The sequence below is a fragment of the Rathayibacter sp. AY1C2 genome, assembly GCF_002931195.1.
In the GTDB taxonomy this organism is placed as follows: Bacteria; Actinomycetota; Actinomycetes; order Actinomycetales; family Microbacteriaceae; genus Rathayibacter.
Genome location: NZ_PSWG01000008.1, coordinates 61,415 through 77,309, shown reverse-complemented (window position 1 = coordinate 77,309; position 15,895 = coordinate 61,415). Strand labels below are relative to the sequence as shown.

The following is a 15,895-nucleotide window of genomic DNA, read 5'->3' as shown; positions in this document are numbered from 1 at the left end:
TGTGGGCTCGTGCGGGCGGATGTCGCGCGCGTCAGTACGCGAGCGAGCGGTCGACGGCCTCGAGCACGCGGTCGACGTCGGGGAGGAAGAGCTTCTCGACCTTGGCGGGCGGGAAGGGCGTGTCGAAGCCGGCGACCCGGAGGACCGGCGCCTCCAGCGAGAAGAAGGCGCGCTCGGTGACGGTCGCCGCGATCTCGGAGCCGAGGCTCACGTTCGCGGACGCCTCCTGCGCGACGACGAGCCGGCCGGTCCTGCGGACCGACGCGAGCAGCGGCTCCCAGTCGATCGGGGAGAGCGAGCGCAGGTCGACGACCTCGACGCTCGTGCCCTCCTCGCCCGCGAGCTCGGCGGCCTGGAGGAGGACGGCGACCATCGGGCCCCAGCCGACCAGCGTGACCTCGGTGCCCGGGCGGACGACGCGGCTGGCGTGCAGCGGCGCGGCGGAACCGCTGAGGTCGACGTCGCCCTTGGGCCAGTAGCGGCTCTTGGGCTCGAAGAACATGACGGGGTCGTCCGAGGCGATGGCCTCCTGGATCATCCAGTAGGCGTCGTTGGGAGTCGACGGGCTGACCGCGCGCAGGCCCGCGGTGTGCGCGAAGTACGCCTCGTTGCTCTCCTGGTGGTGCTCGACCGCTCCGATGTGCCCGCCGTAGGGCACGCGGATGACGACGGGCATGGTGATCGCGCCCTCGTGGCGATTGGTCATCTTGGCCAGCTGCGAGGTGATCTGGTCGAACGCCGGGTAGATGAACCCGTCGAACTGGATCTCGCAGACCGGGCGGAAGCCGCGCATCGCGAGCCCGATCGCAGTGCCGACGATGCCGGACTCGGCGAGCGGCGTGTCGAGCACGCGCTTCGCCCCGAACTCGGCGTGCAGGCCCTCGGTGATGCGGAAGACGCCGCCCAGGGGGCCGATGTCCTCGCCCATCAGGAGGACGCGGTCGTCCTGCGTCATCGCTCGGCGGAGGCCGGCGTTGAGCGCCTTGGCCATGGACATGGACTCGAGCTGCGACCCGGTGAGGGGCGGCTGCGCGGCCGTCGTGCTGGTGTCGATCGTCATCACTCGCCTCCGAACGATTCTTCGTAGCGCTGCAGCCACGCCTTCTGCTCCTCGACGAGCACGTGCGGCTCCGAGTAGACGTGGTCGAACATGACGCCCGTGGGTGGGACCTCGAGGGCGAGGAGGCGGCGGCGGATGTCGGACGCGAAGTCCTTCGCCTCCTCGTCGACCTCGTCGAAGAAGGACTGCTCCACGCCCTCGCTCCGCAGGAACGCGGCGAAGCGGGTGATCGGATCCTTCGCGACCCACGAGGCGAGCTCGTCGTCGGTGCGGTACTTCGTCGGGTCGTCGCTCGAGGTGTGCGCGCCGATCCGGTAGGTCAGCGCCTCGATGAACTGGGGACCGCCGCCGGAGCGCGCGTCCTGCAGGTGCTTGGCGGTGACCGCGTAGCTCGCGAGCACGTCGTTGCCGTCGATCTGCACGCCGGGGATGCCGAAGCCGGAGGAGCGGAGGTAGAGGGGGCTGCGCGACTGCGTGGCCACGGGGACCGAGATCGCGTAGTGGTTGTTCTGGAGGAAGAAGACCTCGGGAGCCTGGTAGCTCGCGGCGAAGACCATCGCCTCGCTGACGTCGCCCTGGCTGGAGGCGCCGTCGCCGAAGTAGACGACGACGGCCGCGTCCTTCTCGGGGTCGCCCGTGCCGGTCGCTCCGTCGAGGGTGAGGCCCATCGCGTAGCCGGTCGCGTGCAGGGCCTGCGAGCCGAGCACCAGCGTGTAGAGGTGGAAGTTCCCGTTGGTCGGGTCGGTCGGGTCCCAGCCGCCGTGCGTCGTGCCGCGCAGGAGCGCGAGGACGCCGAGCAGGTCGATGCCGCGGATCTTGCCGACGACGTGCTCGCGGTAGGAGGGGAACACGTGGTCCTGCGGGCGCATCGCGAACGCGGAGCCGACCTGCGCCGCCTCCTGGCCGTGGCTCGGGACCCACAGTCCGAGCTGGCCCTGGCGCTGCAGGTTCGCGGCCTCGGTGTCGAAGCGGCGGACCACCGCCATCTCGCGGTAGAAGGAGCGGTGCTGCGCCTCGTCCACCCCGTCGAGGTAGGAGGCGTACTGCTCGGCCGCGGGGGTCGGCGAGAACCGCCCGTCCGCGGAGAGGAACTGGACAGTCGGCGACTCCGTGCTGGTGGCTACCACCCGACTAACCTATCCGTCTCGCGGGGTGGCCCTCGGGGAGGGAAGCCACAATCTCGGCCGCCGCGCTGAGGAGCTTGTCGACAGAGCGCGCCTCGCCGACGGAGACTCGGATCCCCTCCGGCGGGAACGCGCGGACCACGACCCCGGCGCGCTCGAAGACCTCGGCGGCCCGCGCCGTGTCCTCGCGGGTGTCGAACCAGAGGAAGTTCGCCTGCGACTCCGGGATCGTCCAGCCCTGGTCGAGCAGCGCCCGCCAGAGGTCGTCGCGGAGGCGGGTGATGCGGTGGACGCGCTCGAGGAGCTCCTCGCGGTGCTCGAGGGAGGCGACCGCCGCGGTCTCGGCGAACCGGGTGACCGAGAGCGGGATGGCGGTGGAGCGGGCGGCGTCGAGGATCCGCGCGTGGCCGATCGCGTAGCCGACGCGGAGGCCGGCGAGGCCGTACGCCTTGGAGAAGGTGCGGGCGATCACGAGGTTCGGGTAGCGGCCGAGCAGGCGGGTGCCGTCCACGGCCCGCTCGTCGTCGACGAACTCGGCGTACGCCTCGTCGAGGAGCACGAGGACGTCTCCCGGGACGCGCTCGAGGAGCGCCTCGACGTCGTCGGCGGTGGCGACGGTGCCGGTGGGGTTGTTGGGGCTGCAGACGATCAGCAGGCGGGTGCGCTCGGTGACGGCCTGCGCCATGGCGTCGAGGTCGTGGGTGTCGTCGGCGCGGAGCGGCACGCGCACGCTGGTGGCGCCCGCGGTCGTGACGAGCGAGGGGTACGCCTCGAACGAGCGCCAGGCGTAGACGACCTCGTCGCCCGGGCCCGCCGCCGCGGTGATGAGCTGGGCGATGACCGCGACGGAGCCGGCTCCGACGATCACCTCCTCGATCGGGACGCCGTACTCCGCGGCGAGCGCTGTGCGCAGGACGGTCGCCGCCGCGTCCGGGTACCGGTTGAAGTCGTCCACCTCGCGGACCCGCGCGAGCACGGAGGGCAGCGGGTCGAACGGGTTCTCGTTGGAGGAGAGCTTGAAGGCGTCGGCGGCGGCCGCGCGGCCCTGCTTGTAGGCGGGGAGCGCCAGGATCTCGGGGCGGAGGCGGACGGGAGGCTCCTGCTGGTCGGTCACCCGCCCCATGCTAGGCGGCGCGGCGGCGGGCGCCTCGCCGTTCCGCGCGCGCCGTCCCCCGCCCTCGACGGGTGTGCGCCGGGCCCCCTTCCCACCGGTCGAGTGCCGTGGGTGCGGCCCGGAGGTGCGGCCGACCCGGGTCTCGGATGCGCGAACCGCCCCACTGACCGGCGCCCACGGCGGCCGTCCCCCGATTAGGGTGCAGTGATGCGGAGTCGAGGGCGAGCCGAGCGGCGCGGGGGTGCGCGCCCGCTCCTCCGGGGCGCCACGGCCGCGATCGCCCTGCTCGTCGCCGCCGGCGCGCTCACCGGATGCACGCCCTCCGCGGAGGGCACACAGGCGACCCCGACTCTCCGGGAGACGTCCATCGACGTCGCCGCTCCCCCGGCCTACACTGCCGCGCGCGAGGCCGGCCTCGCGCTGCGGGACGACTCGCTCGCGCTCCTCACCGCGACCGACGGCACCGTCGCGGGCGCGGCCCGCACCGATCTGCTGGTGGCGATCGGATCCCTGAACGCAGCGCTCGAGGGAGTCTCGGCCGACGCCATCATCACCGCGACGACCGCGGCCGGGGAGCAGCGGACGGCGCTGGCCGAGCGCGTGCTCGGCCTCGCCACGTCGACCCTCGCCTCCGGTCGCGGATCGACGTCCCGGCGGGCGGTGCTGACCGACGCGGTCGAGCAGCTCCGGAGCGCCCTCGCCTCGGGAGCCGCGGTCGCTCCGCTGGCCGTCGCCGTGATCGAGGCGCGCGAGCCGCTGGTCCCGGAGCCGGGCAGCGGATTCGCTCCTCCTCCGCGCCCCGCGCCTCCCGCCGCTCCCCGGCCGACCACGGCGCCCGCGCCCACCCAGGAGCCGACGCCCGATCCCCCGGCTCCGGAGCCGGCTCCCGCGCCCGCTCCCGAGCCGACCGTGGCCCCGCAGCCGACGGCGGAGCCCCTGCCGCAGCCCGAGCCCACCGCGGTGCTCCCTCCGCGGACCTGCGCCGACGACCCCCGCCTCTGCACTCCTGCGCCCGAGCCGACCATCGGCGGGCCCCTCACCTGAGCCCCGGCTCGCGGCCCGCCCCGCCTGCGGGGATAGTGGAGGCATGAGCAGACTCCTCCTCGGCCTCCTGACCAACGCCGTCGCGATCTGGCTCACGACCCTGGTCGTGGCGGGCGTGCGCGTGGACCCGTACGAGGAGGGCCCCGCCGCGGCGGTCCTCACGTACCTGCTGGTGGCGGTGATCTTCGGCGTCGTCAACGCCGTCGTCGGCGGAGTGGTGCGGGTGGTCGCGTTCCCCCTGTACGTGCTGACGCTCGGCCTGGTCTCGTTCCTCGTCAACGGCCTCCTGCTGCTCCTGACCGCCTGGATCAGCGGCCTCTTCGGCTTCGGCCTCGTCGTGGACGGCTTCTGGTGGGGCGTGCTCGGCGCCCTCGTGCTCGCCCTGGTGAACTGGTTCATCGGCCTCCTCCTGCGCCCCTTCCTCCGCCGCCGTCAGGGCTGACACCGCGGGCTCGGCAGTCAGCATCGGCCACGCCGCCGCCGCCCGGGAGGCGTCGCGCGCCATCGGTGGACGGCGGCCGCGATCGGCCTGCTGTGGAGGAGCCGCGGTGCGCCATGATGGGCGGGTGACCCCCGACTCCCCTGCGCCCTCGGCCTTCGCCGTGTGCTTCGTCTGCACCGGCAACATCTGCCGGTCGCCGATGGCCGAGGTGGTGCTGCGCTCCCTGGCGGAGCAGGCGGGGCTCGGCTCCGCGATCGAGATCAGCTCGGCCGGCACCGGCGAGTGGCACCTCGGCGAGCACGCCGACAGCCGCGCCCTCGCGGCGCTGGAGCGGCACGGCTTCGACGGGGGCCGCCACCGCGCCCAGCTCTTCGACCCGTCCCGCTTCGCCGAGTTCGACCTGGTCGTCGCGCTCGACCACGGGCACGAGCGCGCGCTGCGCTCCTGGGCGCGCACCGAGGTCGACCGGCAGAAGATCCGCCGCCTGCTCGACTTCGAGCCCGGCCTCTCCCCGCAGGGCGACGTCCCCGACCCCTACTATTCCGATGCGGCGGCGTTCGACTCGGTGCTCGCGCTCATCGAGCGCGCCTGCCGGGCCCTCTTCGCCCAGATCGAACCAGGACTGCGCGGCAACCGCTCGGTCCGCCCCGACTCCACCGACGCGCGCGCCGCCCTCGCGCAGGACACCTGAGAACCGGAAGGCACCACCGCATGACCTCGCTCCCCACCCAGCCGCTGAGCCCTCTCGACGGCCGCTACAGCGGTGCCGTCTCGTCGCTCGGCGAGTACCTCTCGGAGGCGGGGCTGAACCGCGCGCGGGTGCACGTCGAGGTCGAGTGGCTGCTGGCGCTGACCGACCGCCGCCTCTTCGGCTCCGAGCCCGTCGACGCGGCGACCGCCGAGGAGCTGCGCCGCCGCGCCCGCGACTTCGGCCAGCCCGAGATCGACGAGCTGGCCGCCCTCGAGGCCCGCACCCGCCACGACGTGAAGGCCGTGGAGTACCTCGTCCGCCAGTGGCTCGAGGAGCTGGGACTGCAGCGCATCGCCGAGCTCACCCACTTCGCCGCCACCAGCGAGGACATCAACAACCTCTCCTACGCGATCGTGGTCCGCCAGGCCGTCGGCGAGATCTGGCTGCCGAAGCTGCGCTCGGTCGTCGCGTCGCTCCGGGATCTGGCCGTCCGCTACCGCGACGAGTCGATGCTCAGCCGCACCCACGGCCAGCCCGCGACCCCGACCACGATGGGCAAGGAGTTCGCCGTCTACGCGTACCGGCTCGAGCGGGTCGTCGCGCAGATCGAGGCGACGGAGTACCTGGGCAAGTTCAGCGGAGCGACGGGCACGTTCGCCGCGCACCTCGCCGCCGACCCCGGCACCGACTGGCCCGCCCTCGCGGAGGAGTTCGTCACCTCCCTCGGCCTCGTCTTCAACCCGCTGACCACCCAGATCGAGTCGCACGACTGGCAGGCCGAGCTCTACGGCAGGGCCGCGCACGCGAACCGCATCCTGCACAACATCTGCACCGACGTCTGGACCTACATCTCGCTCGGCTACTTCCGGCAGATCCCCCAGGCCGGGGCGACCGGCTCGTCCACGATGCCGCACAAGATCAACCCGATCCGCTTCGAGAACGCCGAGGCGAACCTCGAGCTCTCCAGCGCCCTGCTCGACTCGCTCGCGCAGACCCTGGTCACCTCGCGCCTCCAGCGCGACCTCACCGACTCGACCACGCAGCGCAACATCGGCGTCGCGTTCGGCCACTCCCTCCTCGCCCTCGACAACATCGCCCGCGGCCTGCTCGAGATCGACCTCGACCCGACCGCCCTCGCCGCCGACCTCGACGGCAACTGGGAGGTGCTGGCCGAGGCGATCCAGACGGTGATCCGCGCAGAGGTGGCGGCCGGCCGCTCCTCGATCACCGACCCGTACGCGCTGCTGAAGGACCTGACCCGCGGCAAGCGCCTCGGTGCCGACGACCTCGCCGTCTTCGTGCAGGGTCTCGACATCGGCGACGCGGCGAAGGAGCGCCTGCTGGCGCTGACGCCGGGCGGCTACACGGGCCTCGCCTCGTCGCTGGTCGACCGCCTGAGCTGATCCGCCGGGCAGCGAGCGCGCGGGTGCCGCCGTCCTCGAGAGCGAGCACTCCGACTCCTGCGTGCTCGCGGCGGCGCGGTCGACGGCGGCGCGATGTCGGGGGTCGCACCTAGCGTCGGCGGCATGTCAGCGTGCGCGATCGGAGGGTGCGCCTCCTCGGCCGAGACGGGCGCCCCCCTCGCGCTCTGCGCGGCGCACCTCGAGCTCGCGCACGACTGGGTCGCCCGCGAGGACGGCGTGATCGACGCCCTGCCCTCGCCGTGCGCGGCGTGCGGGTCCCGCCTGGGCGTCCGGCTCCCCTCCGCCTGGCTCTGCGCCGCCTGCGAGTGGCGGCTCGGCGATGCTCCAGACGGCGAGCTCCCGCCGCCCCGGGTCGACGTCGTCTACTACATCCGCTTCGGCGAGCGGATCAAGATCGGCACCAGCGGCAATCCCCGGCAGCGCCTCCACCGGCTCCGGCACGAGGAGCTCCTCGCGTTCGAGCGCGGCGGGCGAGCACTCGAGCAGCACCGGCACGCCCAGTTCGCCGACGAGCGCCTGGAGCGCACCGAGTGGTTCGCGCGCAGCCCCGCGCTCGACGCCCACATCGAGACCGTGCGCGCCGGGGAGCCCGACCCCTGGGCCCTGCACCGCCGCTGGCGCAGCGAGGCGCTGGCCCTGCGGCTCTGACGCGTCGGCTGCGAGCGGGCGGCTGCGACTCGACCGCTCCGACTCGCCGGCTCCCACTCGACGGTTCCCGCTCGCCGGCACTGCATCCACGGGTCCCGCTCCGCCGAGCCGGACACCGGGACGGAGCGCCGGGGAGGGCGCGCCGGGGACGGGTCCCCCGAGGACCGTCCCGCAGCCGCCGCACGACGCGCTCAGCGCCCCCAGGCGTCGACGAGCAGCGGACCACGGACATCGCGGAGCCGGTCGACCAGACGGTCCGCCAGCGCGGCCGTGACTCCCGTGGCGACCAGGTCGTGGGGGCCGAGCGGCAGCAGCTTCCCCGTGCGGATGCGCACCACCTCCCACCCGGCGGAGCGGAGCGCGCGGTCCTTCCGCCGGTCGGCCTCCTCGCGGTGCCCGACGTGCTCGAGTCCGTGACGGCCGGTGGAGTCGTACTCGATCGCGACGCGCAGCTCGCCGAGCACCAGGTCGGGCCACGCCTCGCAGTGCTCGAAGAACGGCCGCTTCAGACGGACCGCCGTGTGCGCCGGGTCGAAGACGAGCCGCTCGGCGAGGAGAGCCCGGAGCCGCGCCTCGACGGCGGAGGCGGGAGGAGGCGCGCACCGGCTCGCGAAGGGCTCGCCGACGGGGAGGTCCGGCGTCTTCGGGCACACGCGGGCGGCCCGAGCGGCGGCAGCTGGAGGGGTGGATCGAGCGGACGGAGGAGTCGACGACGCGGCGCGCGCGGATCCGCTCGGGTCGGCGGGTGACGCGGACCCGCGGCCGGTGGGTGACACGGACGTCGGGAGCCCTCGCGCGATCACGGCGGGTGGCGCCAGGAGGACGAAGGAGTCGTCGTCGGGGGCGGCCGTCGGCGCGAGCACCTCGGCGAGCCGGCCGCCGATCATCGGCGCGGCCCTGGGCAGGCGCGGCGAGGCGAGCTCGGCGCAGTCGGGGCACCAGGAGGAGCGGCGCCGCTCCCGGCCGGGACGGTGGCGTTGCTCCTCGGGGGTGGCGACGAAGACATGCCCGGCGTCGCAGAGCCAGCACAGGTACACGTCGGCCGCGGGCGGGATCTGGCTGAGCACGATGCCCTCGTTGTACTCGGGCCGGTACTGCCGCACCAGGACGGGGTAGGACGCCCACGCCTCCCGGTAGGTGCCGACCGCGTAGGGGACGTCGGCGCCGCGCGAGAACCGCCGCCGCTGCCACCACCGCCCGATCGCCTCCGCCACCCTCCGCACGCTACGCGCGACCACCGACGCGGAAGCGGCGCCCGCATGCGCAGGCGGGATCTCGAGACGCCCTCCGGGCTGCTCCATCAGCATGCGCGGCGGAAGGGACTATCCGCCCGCGCGGCGTGCTCCCGGCCGACTGGGAGCGGCGGAGCCGTCCCTCGCCTAGTGTGCGGAGTCCTGCTCGTCGATGTCCGCGATCTCGGCCTCGTCCGGCTTGAAGGTCAGCGAGAACATGGCGATCGCGACGAGCACGACGATGAAGGCGACGCCGAACGAGATGAGCGCGACGACCGGCTCGCGGGTCGAGAGCATGACGACCAGGCCGACGAAGGCCGCCATCACCGCGGAGAAGCCGATGAGCTCGAGCGGGCGCAGGCGGTCCTTACGGGTCGGCTGGAACGTGCGGGGCGTGAACTCGCCGGGGTCGCGCGCCGGGGCGGCGTCGGCCGCCGAGGCGCGGTCGGCGGGAGAGGCGGGGTCGGGCTGCTGGCCTTCGGCGGTCATCGGTCTCCTCCGGAGGTCGGTGTCGTGGGGGCGACGGGATCGTGTCCGGTGGCTGCGTCGGCGCCGGCGGCCCATTTGAGCGAGAACGCCGCGATGGCGAGGAACACGGCGACCATCACGGCGTAGGCGCCGAGGAGGCCGACGGTGACGACGGGGTGGGGCGGGAGGAGTCCGAAGGCGGCGCCGAGCAGCATCGTGCCGACACCGACGATCACGGAGTCGCGGGCGGCGAGGCCCTGACCGCGGCGGCCGCTCGAGAACTCGAGGAAGCCGGAGAGCAGCGCCCAGCCGGCGACGAGGGCGACGAAGGAGAGCAGGTTGGCGACCGGGAGCGCGACGAGCGCCGCGACTCCGGCGACCAGGGTGAGCACCGCGGAGCCGAGGGCGAGCGGGCGGGCCCGGCCGCTCCAGCTGCGGAGCCCGAGGGCGAGCGAGACGGCGCCGGTCGCGATCGCGAAGCCGCCGAAGACGGCGAGGCCGAAGGCGGGCCCGTGGTCGGGCGAGAAGGTGACGACGCAGCCGGCGACCGCCGCGATCACGGCGCGCGCGAGGGGCAGGGTCCACAGGCGGCGGTCGGAGTCGGCGGCGATGGCCACGGTCGAGCCTCTCTGGGATGGAGGGAGAAGGCGTCCGGGAGCGGACGGCTGGGCGCGCGACGGCACGGCGACGCGGACTCCAGCGATTTTACGCTCCCGCGGCTCCGCCCAGGCCCGGAGCGGGGCCCGGGGCGCGATCCGGGGCGAAGTCGCAGGCGGCTCAGCCGAGCCAGACCTCCTCGACCCGCGGGAACACGGCGTCGGCGGAGAAGCGCTCGCGGAAGCGCGCCCCGGCCTTCTCGACGACCTCGGCACGGGCGTCCTCGTCGGTGATGAGCTCGGTCAGCGCGGCGGCGAGGCCCTCCACGTCTCCGGGCGCGACCACGCGGCCGCAGCCGTCGCCGAGGACCTCGGGGATGCCGCCGACCGCGGTCGAGACGACGGCGGCGTCGCGGGCGAGGGCTTCGAGGATGAAGATCGGCATCGCCTCGTCGCGCGAGGGCAGGACGGCGATGGACGCCTCGTCGAGCAGGGCGAGCAGGCGGGCGTTCTCGAGCGAGCCGAGGAACTCGATCCCCGGGACGCCGCGGTCGACGACCTCCGGCTCGCGGATCGGACCGGCGACCAGCAGGCGCCAGCCCTCCTTGCCCTCGACCTGCGCCCACGCCTTCTGCAGCACGTCGACGCCCTTGCGGTGGCTGACGACGCCGCCGAAGACGACGGTGCGGGTCTTCTCGCGCGGGGTGCCCTGCTCGAGCGCGTTGGGCACGAGGTGCACGCGCTCGGCGGGGACGTAGCGGCGGCAGATCGCCGAGGTCTCCTCCGAGAGCGAGATGATCTCGTCCGCGCTGCGCAGCACGTCCTTCACCAGGCGCGGGTGCGCGGCGGTGAAGGCGGCGAACTCACTGCCGTGCAGGTGGGCGACCGTGCGCAGTCCGAGACGGTGCGCGAGGCGGAGGAGGGACCCCTCGCGGAGGAACGAGCCGCGCTCCGAGAGGTGGACGACGATCACGGCGCCGGGCTCCCGGCGCGCGATCGCGACGATGCGGGCGGCGGCGCCGGCGGCCAGGCGGGCCGCGGCGACGTGCTCGCCCGGAGCGGTCCGGGAGGAGATCACCCGGACGTCCGAGCGCTCGAACGGCCAGCGGAGGTACCCGTTGACGACCTGCGTCATGCCTCCGGGGACCTCTCCGCTGCGGCCGACGTGGTACACCCGCGTCTTCGGGCCGGCAGGGGCTGCCGCGGCGACCGGGCGGCTGCGGGGCGGCACGGCGAGCAGCGCCTGGATGTCGTCGCGGACGCCGCGGAGGCGCCCGCGGGCGACGAGCAGCTTCTCGAGCAGCTCGCTCCGGCGGGCGACGACGGCGGAGAAGGTCTCGACGCCGGCGGCCGGGGTCGTCCGGGACATGTCGACCGTGACGTCGTGGATCCCGATGGTCTCGAAGTGGCGCGAGGCCTTCGTCGATCCGTCCATCTGCAGGCTCACCGGGGCCGCGCCCTCGGTGAACGCCATGATGATCACGTGCAGCCGGTCGCTCATCGCGACGCGGGCCGTGCGGTAGAGCTCGCGCAGCAGGATCTCGTGCTCGTCGTGGGTGTGCGCCGGATCCCAGTCGAGGATGTCCGCGTCGAGGTCGGCGGCGAGACGGCGGGAGCGCTCGGCGTCGACGGCGACCTGCGTGACCACGACGATGTCGAGGTCCTCGCGCTCGGCGAAGCCCTTGATCGCGGCCAGCCACTCCTGCTCGGGATAGGGGCGGGCGTCCACCTCGTGGTCCTCGCGGAGGGAGAGGACCAGAACGCGCCGCTCCTCGTCGGGCTGCGCGGCGAACGCGGTCAGCTCCGCGTCGCTCGAGCCCTCGCCGTAGCCGAGGTCGGGCATGGCGGCGCCGACGCGCATGTAGCCAGCCGTCTTGTCGTCGCGCCAGCGGGTGTAGCTCGAGAGCGCCATCGAGGGCCACATGATCGCGCGGGGCAGCGGGGCGAAGTTGCGGGTGCCCACGCCGGCGCGGATCACGCGGCCGCCGCCGAGGCGCACCAGGGCGATGCCCGGGAGCATCACGAGGTGCTCCTTCATCCCGATCAGGGTCAGCTGGATCTCTCCTGGCTTGAACACCGAGTTCGCCCGGCCGGCGAGGGCCTCGCGAGCGAGCGCCGCGTACCAGCGCAGGAGCGAGCGGTACACCGTGTCGTCCGGGCCCAGGCGCAGGCCGTCGTCGTAGCCCCACGGCGAGTGGCCCACGTAGACGTGGAGCGGACCCGACTCGCGGAGCCAGTCGAGGAGCTGGCGACGCAGGATGATGTCGCCGATGTTCTCGTACTGGCCGCGGCCGACGGCGAAGATCGATCGGGCAGGTGTCACGGGCGGGCCTTTCGGAGGGGTTCGCGTGGGGGTGACCGGTGCGGAGCGGGGAGCGTCGCGGGTCTCCCCGGTCGATCCTCCTGCCGCGCTGCCGTCGTGGGCCGGGCCGGCCGGGCTCCGCAGGAGCGGGCTCGGGGCCGATGGCGCCCCGGGCAGACTAGCGCAGGCGGGCTCGGCGGCTCGAGGAGGAGTGCTCGCGTCAACAGCCGTTGGTGACCAGGAAGGCCTTGAGGAACGCGCCCGTCTGGTAGACGTACTGGTTCACCAGGTAGTCCAGGCCCATCGGCTCCCCCGAGGGCACCATCGAGAGCTCGCCGGAGTAGCAGCGCTCGATGATCATCTCGGCGCGCACGAGGTGGGAGGCGTTGGTGATCACGATGACGTGGTCCCAGCCGTACTGCTCGGCCATGTCGCGCAGCTGCCGGGCCTCTCCCTGGGTCGTGAGCGGGTCGGCGGAGTAGCAGAGGACGTCGCCGCCGGGCTCGTTGCACTTCTTGTACTTCTTGGCCTCGTAGGGAGCGTTCATCTCGCCGGGGCCGACCGAGAGCACCATCGTGTCCGTCGCTCCGGAGGTGATGATCCGGCGGGCGAACTCGACGCGCGCCCTCGTGGACGGGCCGAGCACGAAGACCGCGTCCGCCTGCTCGGGGATCGGGTCGATCGGGGGCGTGACGTAGAGCGGGATCCCGGCGCCGAAGAGGGCGAGCACCACGAGGGGGACGAGCAGGAGCCGTCCGATCACGGTGCGAGCGCGGCTCCGGTGGCGTCTCGGGCGCTCCCGGGACGGCGGGGTGGACGGGCGGTCGCCGGTCGCGGTCGTGGCCGTGTCCATCGCGTCCTCCCTCTCGTCGGGACCGCCGCTCGCCCGCGGCGGGTGATCCGCGACGCGGGTGCGACGGCGATCACCAGTGGAGAGCCCATCATCGCAGTGTTTCGGCGCGGGGTCGGCCCGGTGAACGCCCGGTCAATTCTCTCGCCCAGCGGCCCGGCCCGGGGCCGTGTCCAGAGTCGCCGGATAGGGTCGCCGTTCCTCGACCGAGCAGCACTCCCCCCCGTCCACTCCGCGGACGGGCATCCCCGGAGTCCCCTCCCGATCCGACGTCCGCCCTCCGATCCGTCGTCGACAGCGCGTGTGACCGTTCCGTGTACACGCACGCGCGGCGGTTCGCCAGTCCTTCAGCGGAATCGCTGATACAAGCCCGACCACCACGCCCGAATGGGGCACTACAACCTGAATCCGTCTCATCCAGCCACCAGTCGCAAGGCCCGTCTATAGCGTCGGGAGGACCAGCACCACCCCCTTGAGCAGCCCCCTCGAACCGCCCCCGACGCCCCCTCGAAGACCCGGAGCCGATCGTGAATCCTCAGACGACGCCAGACCCGACCCGCCCTCGCCGACGACGCGCACGCCTCTCCCTCACCACCGCTCTGATCGCCGCTCTCGGCATCCTGGTCGCCCCCCTCACGGCGCCCGCCGCCTCCGCGGCCACTCTCGACCCGGGCGCCGGGCAGAGCACGCGGATCCAGGAGACGAACTCCTCGCTGACCTACAGCGGCTCGTGGCGCACGATGACGGGCGGCGACAGCGGCGGCGGGATCAAGTTCCTCAACAGCACCGGCTCCGTCTCGTTCAGCTTCCGCGGCACCGGCTTCAGCTGGGTCAGCCGCACCACCGCCTCCGCCGGCATCGCCACCGTCACGGTCGACGGCGCGAGCACCTCGGTCGACCGGTACACGAAGACCACGGCGTACCAGGTCCCGGTGTTCACGAAGAAGGACCTCGCCGACACCGTCCACACGGTCAAGATCGCCTGGAGCGGCACGGCCAACAGCTCCGCGAGCGACAAGAACCTCGTCATCGACGCGTTCGACATCACCCGCGCGACTCCCGCCACCGAGGAGCCGACCGACGAGACCGGCGGCGGCGAGGACGACGGCCCCGTGCTCGACCCCTCCGGAGCGACCAGCCTCCTCGTGCAGGAGACCGACCCCGCGCTTCAGTACACCGGCTCGTGGAGATCGATGGCGGGCGGCGACAGCGGCGGCGGGATGAAGTACCTGACCTCCGCCGGATCGGTGAAGTTCACCTTCGTCGGCACGTCGTGGCGCTGGATCAGCCGGAAGACCTCCTCCTCCGGCATCGCCGCGGTCTCGGTCGACGGCGGACCCGTCACCAAGGTCGACCGCTACAGCTCGACCGCGCAGTACCAGGTGCCGGTCTACGAGACGACCGACCTCGCCGAGGGCACGCACACCGTGACCATCTCCTACACGGGGACGAAGAACTCCCAGTCGACCGACAAGAACCTGATCATCGACGCGTTCGTCCTCGCCGAGGACGGCCTCGCGACCGACGCCGTGGAGCTCTCCCCCCTGACCGACGGCTACACCGTCGCCTGGGACGCGCCCTTCAGCTCCCGGGTCGTCTCGTACGACGTGCACCGCTCGAACGAGGACGGCTCCGGCGACACGGTCGTCGGCACCGTCGCCGACCCGGTGCGCCAGTACCGCGACGAGACCGCCGAGGCGGGACGCGCCTACACGTACACCGTCACGGCGACCGACGACGCCGGCCGCGACTCGCGGCTGAAGGAGTCGGCCACCACCACGGCCGACCTCCTCGCCTCCCGGGCCTCGCTGCTCGCGGCATTCGACTGCCCCGCCGCCACCAAGACGGTGTCGACCTCGGCGCAGCTCGTCACGGCCCTGACCAACCCCTCCTCCGGCGACGTCATCCGCCTGGCCGACGGCGTCTACACCGGCAAGTTCGCCCTCCGCGGCACCGCCGCCCAGCCCGGGTCGATCTGGATCTGCGGCTCGCCCAACGCGGTCCTCACCTCCGGATCCACCTCGAGCGGCACCGCGCTCATCCTGAACACGGTGAGCGACGTGCACCTCGTGGGCTTCTCGGTCCGCAGCTCCTTCCAGGGCATCCAGGTGCTCGCCAGCAAGGGCGTCCAGATGGCCGGCCTGACGGTGAGTGAGATCGGCTACGAGGCGGTCCACTTCCGCAACCAGACCACCGACTCCCTGATCGTCGGCAGCACCATCCGCCGCACCGGCCTCGTCTCCGCCAAGTACGGCGAGGGCGTCTACGTCGGCACCTCCGACCGCAACTGGTGCGAGTACAACAGCTGCAACCCTGACCGCACGGCCCGCATCGCGGTCGTGGATAACGCGATCAGCGACACCGGCGCCGAGCCGATCGAGGCCAAGGAGGGCACCCTCGACGGCGACATCATCGGGAACACGGTCCTCGGCGGATCGCGGCTCGCCTCGGACGTCGTCTCGCTGATCCTGGTCTCGGGCAACAGCTGGCTGGCCGCGGGCAACTCCGCCGCGGGCACCACCACCTACGGCTACCAGGTGATCACCCGCGCCGACGGCTCGGGCAACGACAACACCATCAGCGGCAACCTCGCGCTGAAGACCAGCAACGCGGTGGTCTACCTCCACCAGCCGTCCAACTGGTCCACCAGCGGAAACACGCTGAGCTGCTCCAACTCCGGGAAGGACCTGATCGGGAACGTGGCCTGCACGCCGTGACCTGATCCGCTCCCCGCGCGCAGAACCGCCGCCGTCGTCCCCTCGACGGCGGCGGTTCTGCGTCTGCCCGCCTCCCGCCGACCACGCGGGAGTCGGCAGAGTCGCGCGCCAGTACGGCGACTTCTGCGGACTCGCGGGGTGAGCGGGCTCCCGGGAGCCGGTGAGGCACCTGGTCCGGCCACG

General features: G+C 73.2%; 14 protein-coding genes. 6 read left to right on the top strand and 8 right to left on the bottom strand.

The window, feature by feature from the left end:
• Positions 1–31: 31 nt before the first annotated feature.
• The 3 genes from C5C55_RS08235 to hisC all read right to left on the bottom strand — a co-directional run bounded on the left by C5C55_RS08235 (position 32) and on the right by hisC (position 3,307).
• Complete coding sequence (locus C5C55_RS08235; protein WP_181028888.1) at positions 32–997, bottom strand: alpha-ketoacid dehydrogenase subunit beta; 966 nt, start codon at positions 995–997, stop codon at positions 32–34.
• A 62-nt stretch (positions 998–1,059) separates the two neighbouring features.
• A complete protein-coding gene (locus C5C55_RS08230) occupies positions 1,060–2,187 on the bottom strand; it encodes a thiamine pyrophosphate-dependent dehydrogenase E1 component subunit alpha (RefSeq protein WP_104226633.1) in 1,128 nt (375 codons plus the stop codon).
• A gap of 4 nt (positions 2,188–2,191) precedes the next feature.
• Positions 2,192–3,307, bottom strand: a complete 1,116-nt coding sequence (gene hisC / locus C5C55_RS08225; RefSeq protein ID WP_104233552.1) for a histidinol-phosphate transaminase — start codon at positions 3,305–3,307, stop codon at positions 2,192–2,194.
• A 198-nt stretch (positions 3,308–3,505) separates the two neighbouring features.
• Between hisC and C5C55_RS08220 the strand changes: the two genes are divergently transcribed.
• The 5 genes from C5C55_RS08220 to C5C55_RS08200 all read left to right on the top strand — a co-directional run bounded on the left by C5C55_RS08220 (position 3,506) and on the right by C5C55_RS08200 (position 7,547).
• A complete protein-coding gene (locus C5C55_RS08220) occupies positions 3,506–4,342 on the top strand; it encodes a hypothetical protein (RefSeq protein WP_104233551.1) in 837 nt (278 codons plus the stop codon).
• A gap of 43 nt (positions 4,343–4,385) precedes the next feature.
• Positions 4,386–4,784 (top strand): phage holin family protein, encoded by a 399-nt coding sequence (locus C5C55_RS08215; protein ID WP_104226630.1) that lies wholly within the window; start codon positions 4,386–4,388, stop codon positions 4,782–4,784.
• Positions 4,785–4,908: 124 nt separating this feature from the next.
• The gene (locus tag C5C55_RS08210) at positions 4,909–5,475 is read left to right on the top strand and encodes a low molecular weight protein-tyrosine-phosphatase (RefSeq protein WP_181027248.1); all 567 of its coding nucleotides are present in this window, start codon (positions 4,909–4,911) and stop codon (positions 5,473–5,475) included.
• A 20-nt stretch (positions 5,476–5,495) separates the two neighbouring features.
• Positions 5,496–6,878, top strand: a complete 1,383-nt coding sequence (gene purB / locus C5C55_RS08205; RefSeq protein WP_104233550.1) for an adenylosuccinate lyase — start codon at positions 5,496–5,498, stop codon at positions 6,876–6,878.
• A 123-nt stretch (positions 6,879–7,001) separates the two neighbouring features.
• The gene (locus C5C55_RS08200) at positions 7,002–7,547 is read left to right on the top strand and encodes a GIY-YIG nuclease family protein (protein ID WP_104233549.1); all 546 of its coding nucleotides are present in this window, start codon (positions 7,002–7,004) and stop codon (positions 7,545–7,547) included.
• A 191-nt stretch (positions 7,548–7,738) separates the two neighbouring features.
• Here C5C55_RS08200 and C5C55_RS08195 read toward each other — a convergent pair whose 3' ends face one another.
• From C5C55_RS08195 to C5C55_RS08175, 5 genes are all read right to left on the bottom strand, one after another.
• Positions 7,739–8,749 (bottom strand): hypothetical protein, encoded by a 1,011-nt coding sequence (locus tag C5C55_RS08195; protein ID WP_374954234.1) that lies wholly within the window; start codon positions 8,747–8,749, stop codon positions 7,739–7,741.
• A gap of 177 nt (positions 8,750–8,926) precedes the next feature.
• Positions 8,927–9,268: a hypothetical protein gene (locus C5C55_RS16845; protein ID WP_258059435.1), complete on the bottom strand. Its 342-nt coding sequence runs from the start codon at positions 9,266–9,268 to the stop codon at positions 8,927–8,929.
• Positions 9,265–9,864 (bottom strand): DUF308 domain-containing protein, encoded by a 600-nt coding sequence (locus C5C55_RS08185; RefSeq protein WP_104225185.1) that lies wholly within the window; start codon positions 9,862–9,864, stop codon positions 9,265–9,267. The genes C5C55_RS16845 and C5C55_RS08185 overlap by 4 nt, the downstream gene beginning before the upstream one ends.
• Positions 9,865–10,024: 160 nt before the next feature.
• Positions 10,025–12,166 (bottom strand): glycosyltransferase family 4 protein, encoded by a 2,142-nt coding sequence (locus tag C5C55_RS08180; protein ID WP_104233547.1) that lies wholly within the window; start codon positions 12,164–12,166, stop codon positions 10,025–10,027.
• 199 nt (positions 12,167–12,365) lie between these two features.
• Complete coding sequence (locus C5C55_RS08175) at positions 12,366–12,908, bottom strand: YdcF family protein (RefSeq protein ID WP_146084859.1); 543 nt, start codon at positions 12,906–12,908, stop codon at positions 12,366–12,368.
• A gap of 614 nt (positions 12,909–13,522) precedes the next feature.
• Between C5C55_RS08175 and C5C55_RS08170 the strand changes: the two genes are divergently transcribed.
• Positions 13,523–15,712: a hypothetical protein gene (locus C5C55_RS08170; protein ID WP_104233545.1), complete on the top strand. Its 2,190-nt coding sequence runs from the start codon at positions 13,523–13,525 to the stop codon at positions 15,710–15,712.
• The last annotated feature ends 183 nt before the right edge of the window (positions 15,713–15,895 follow it).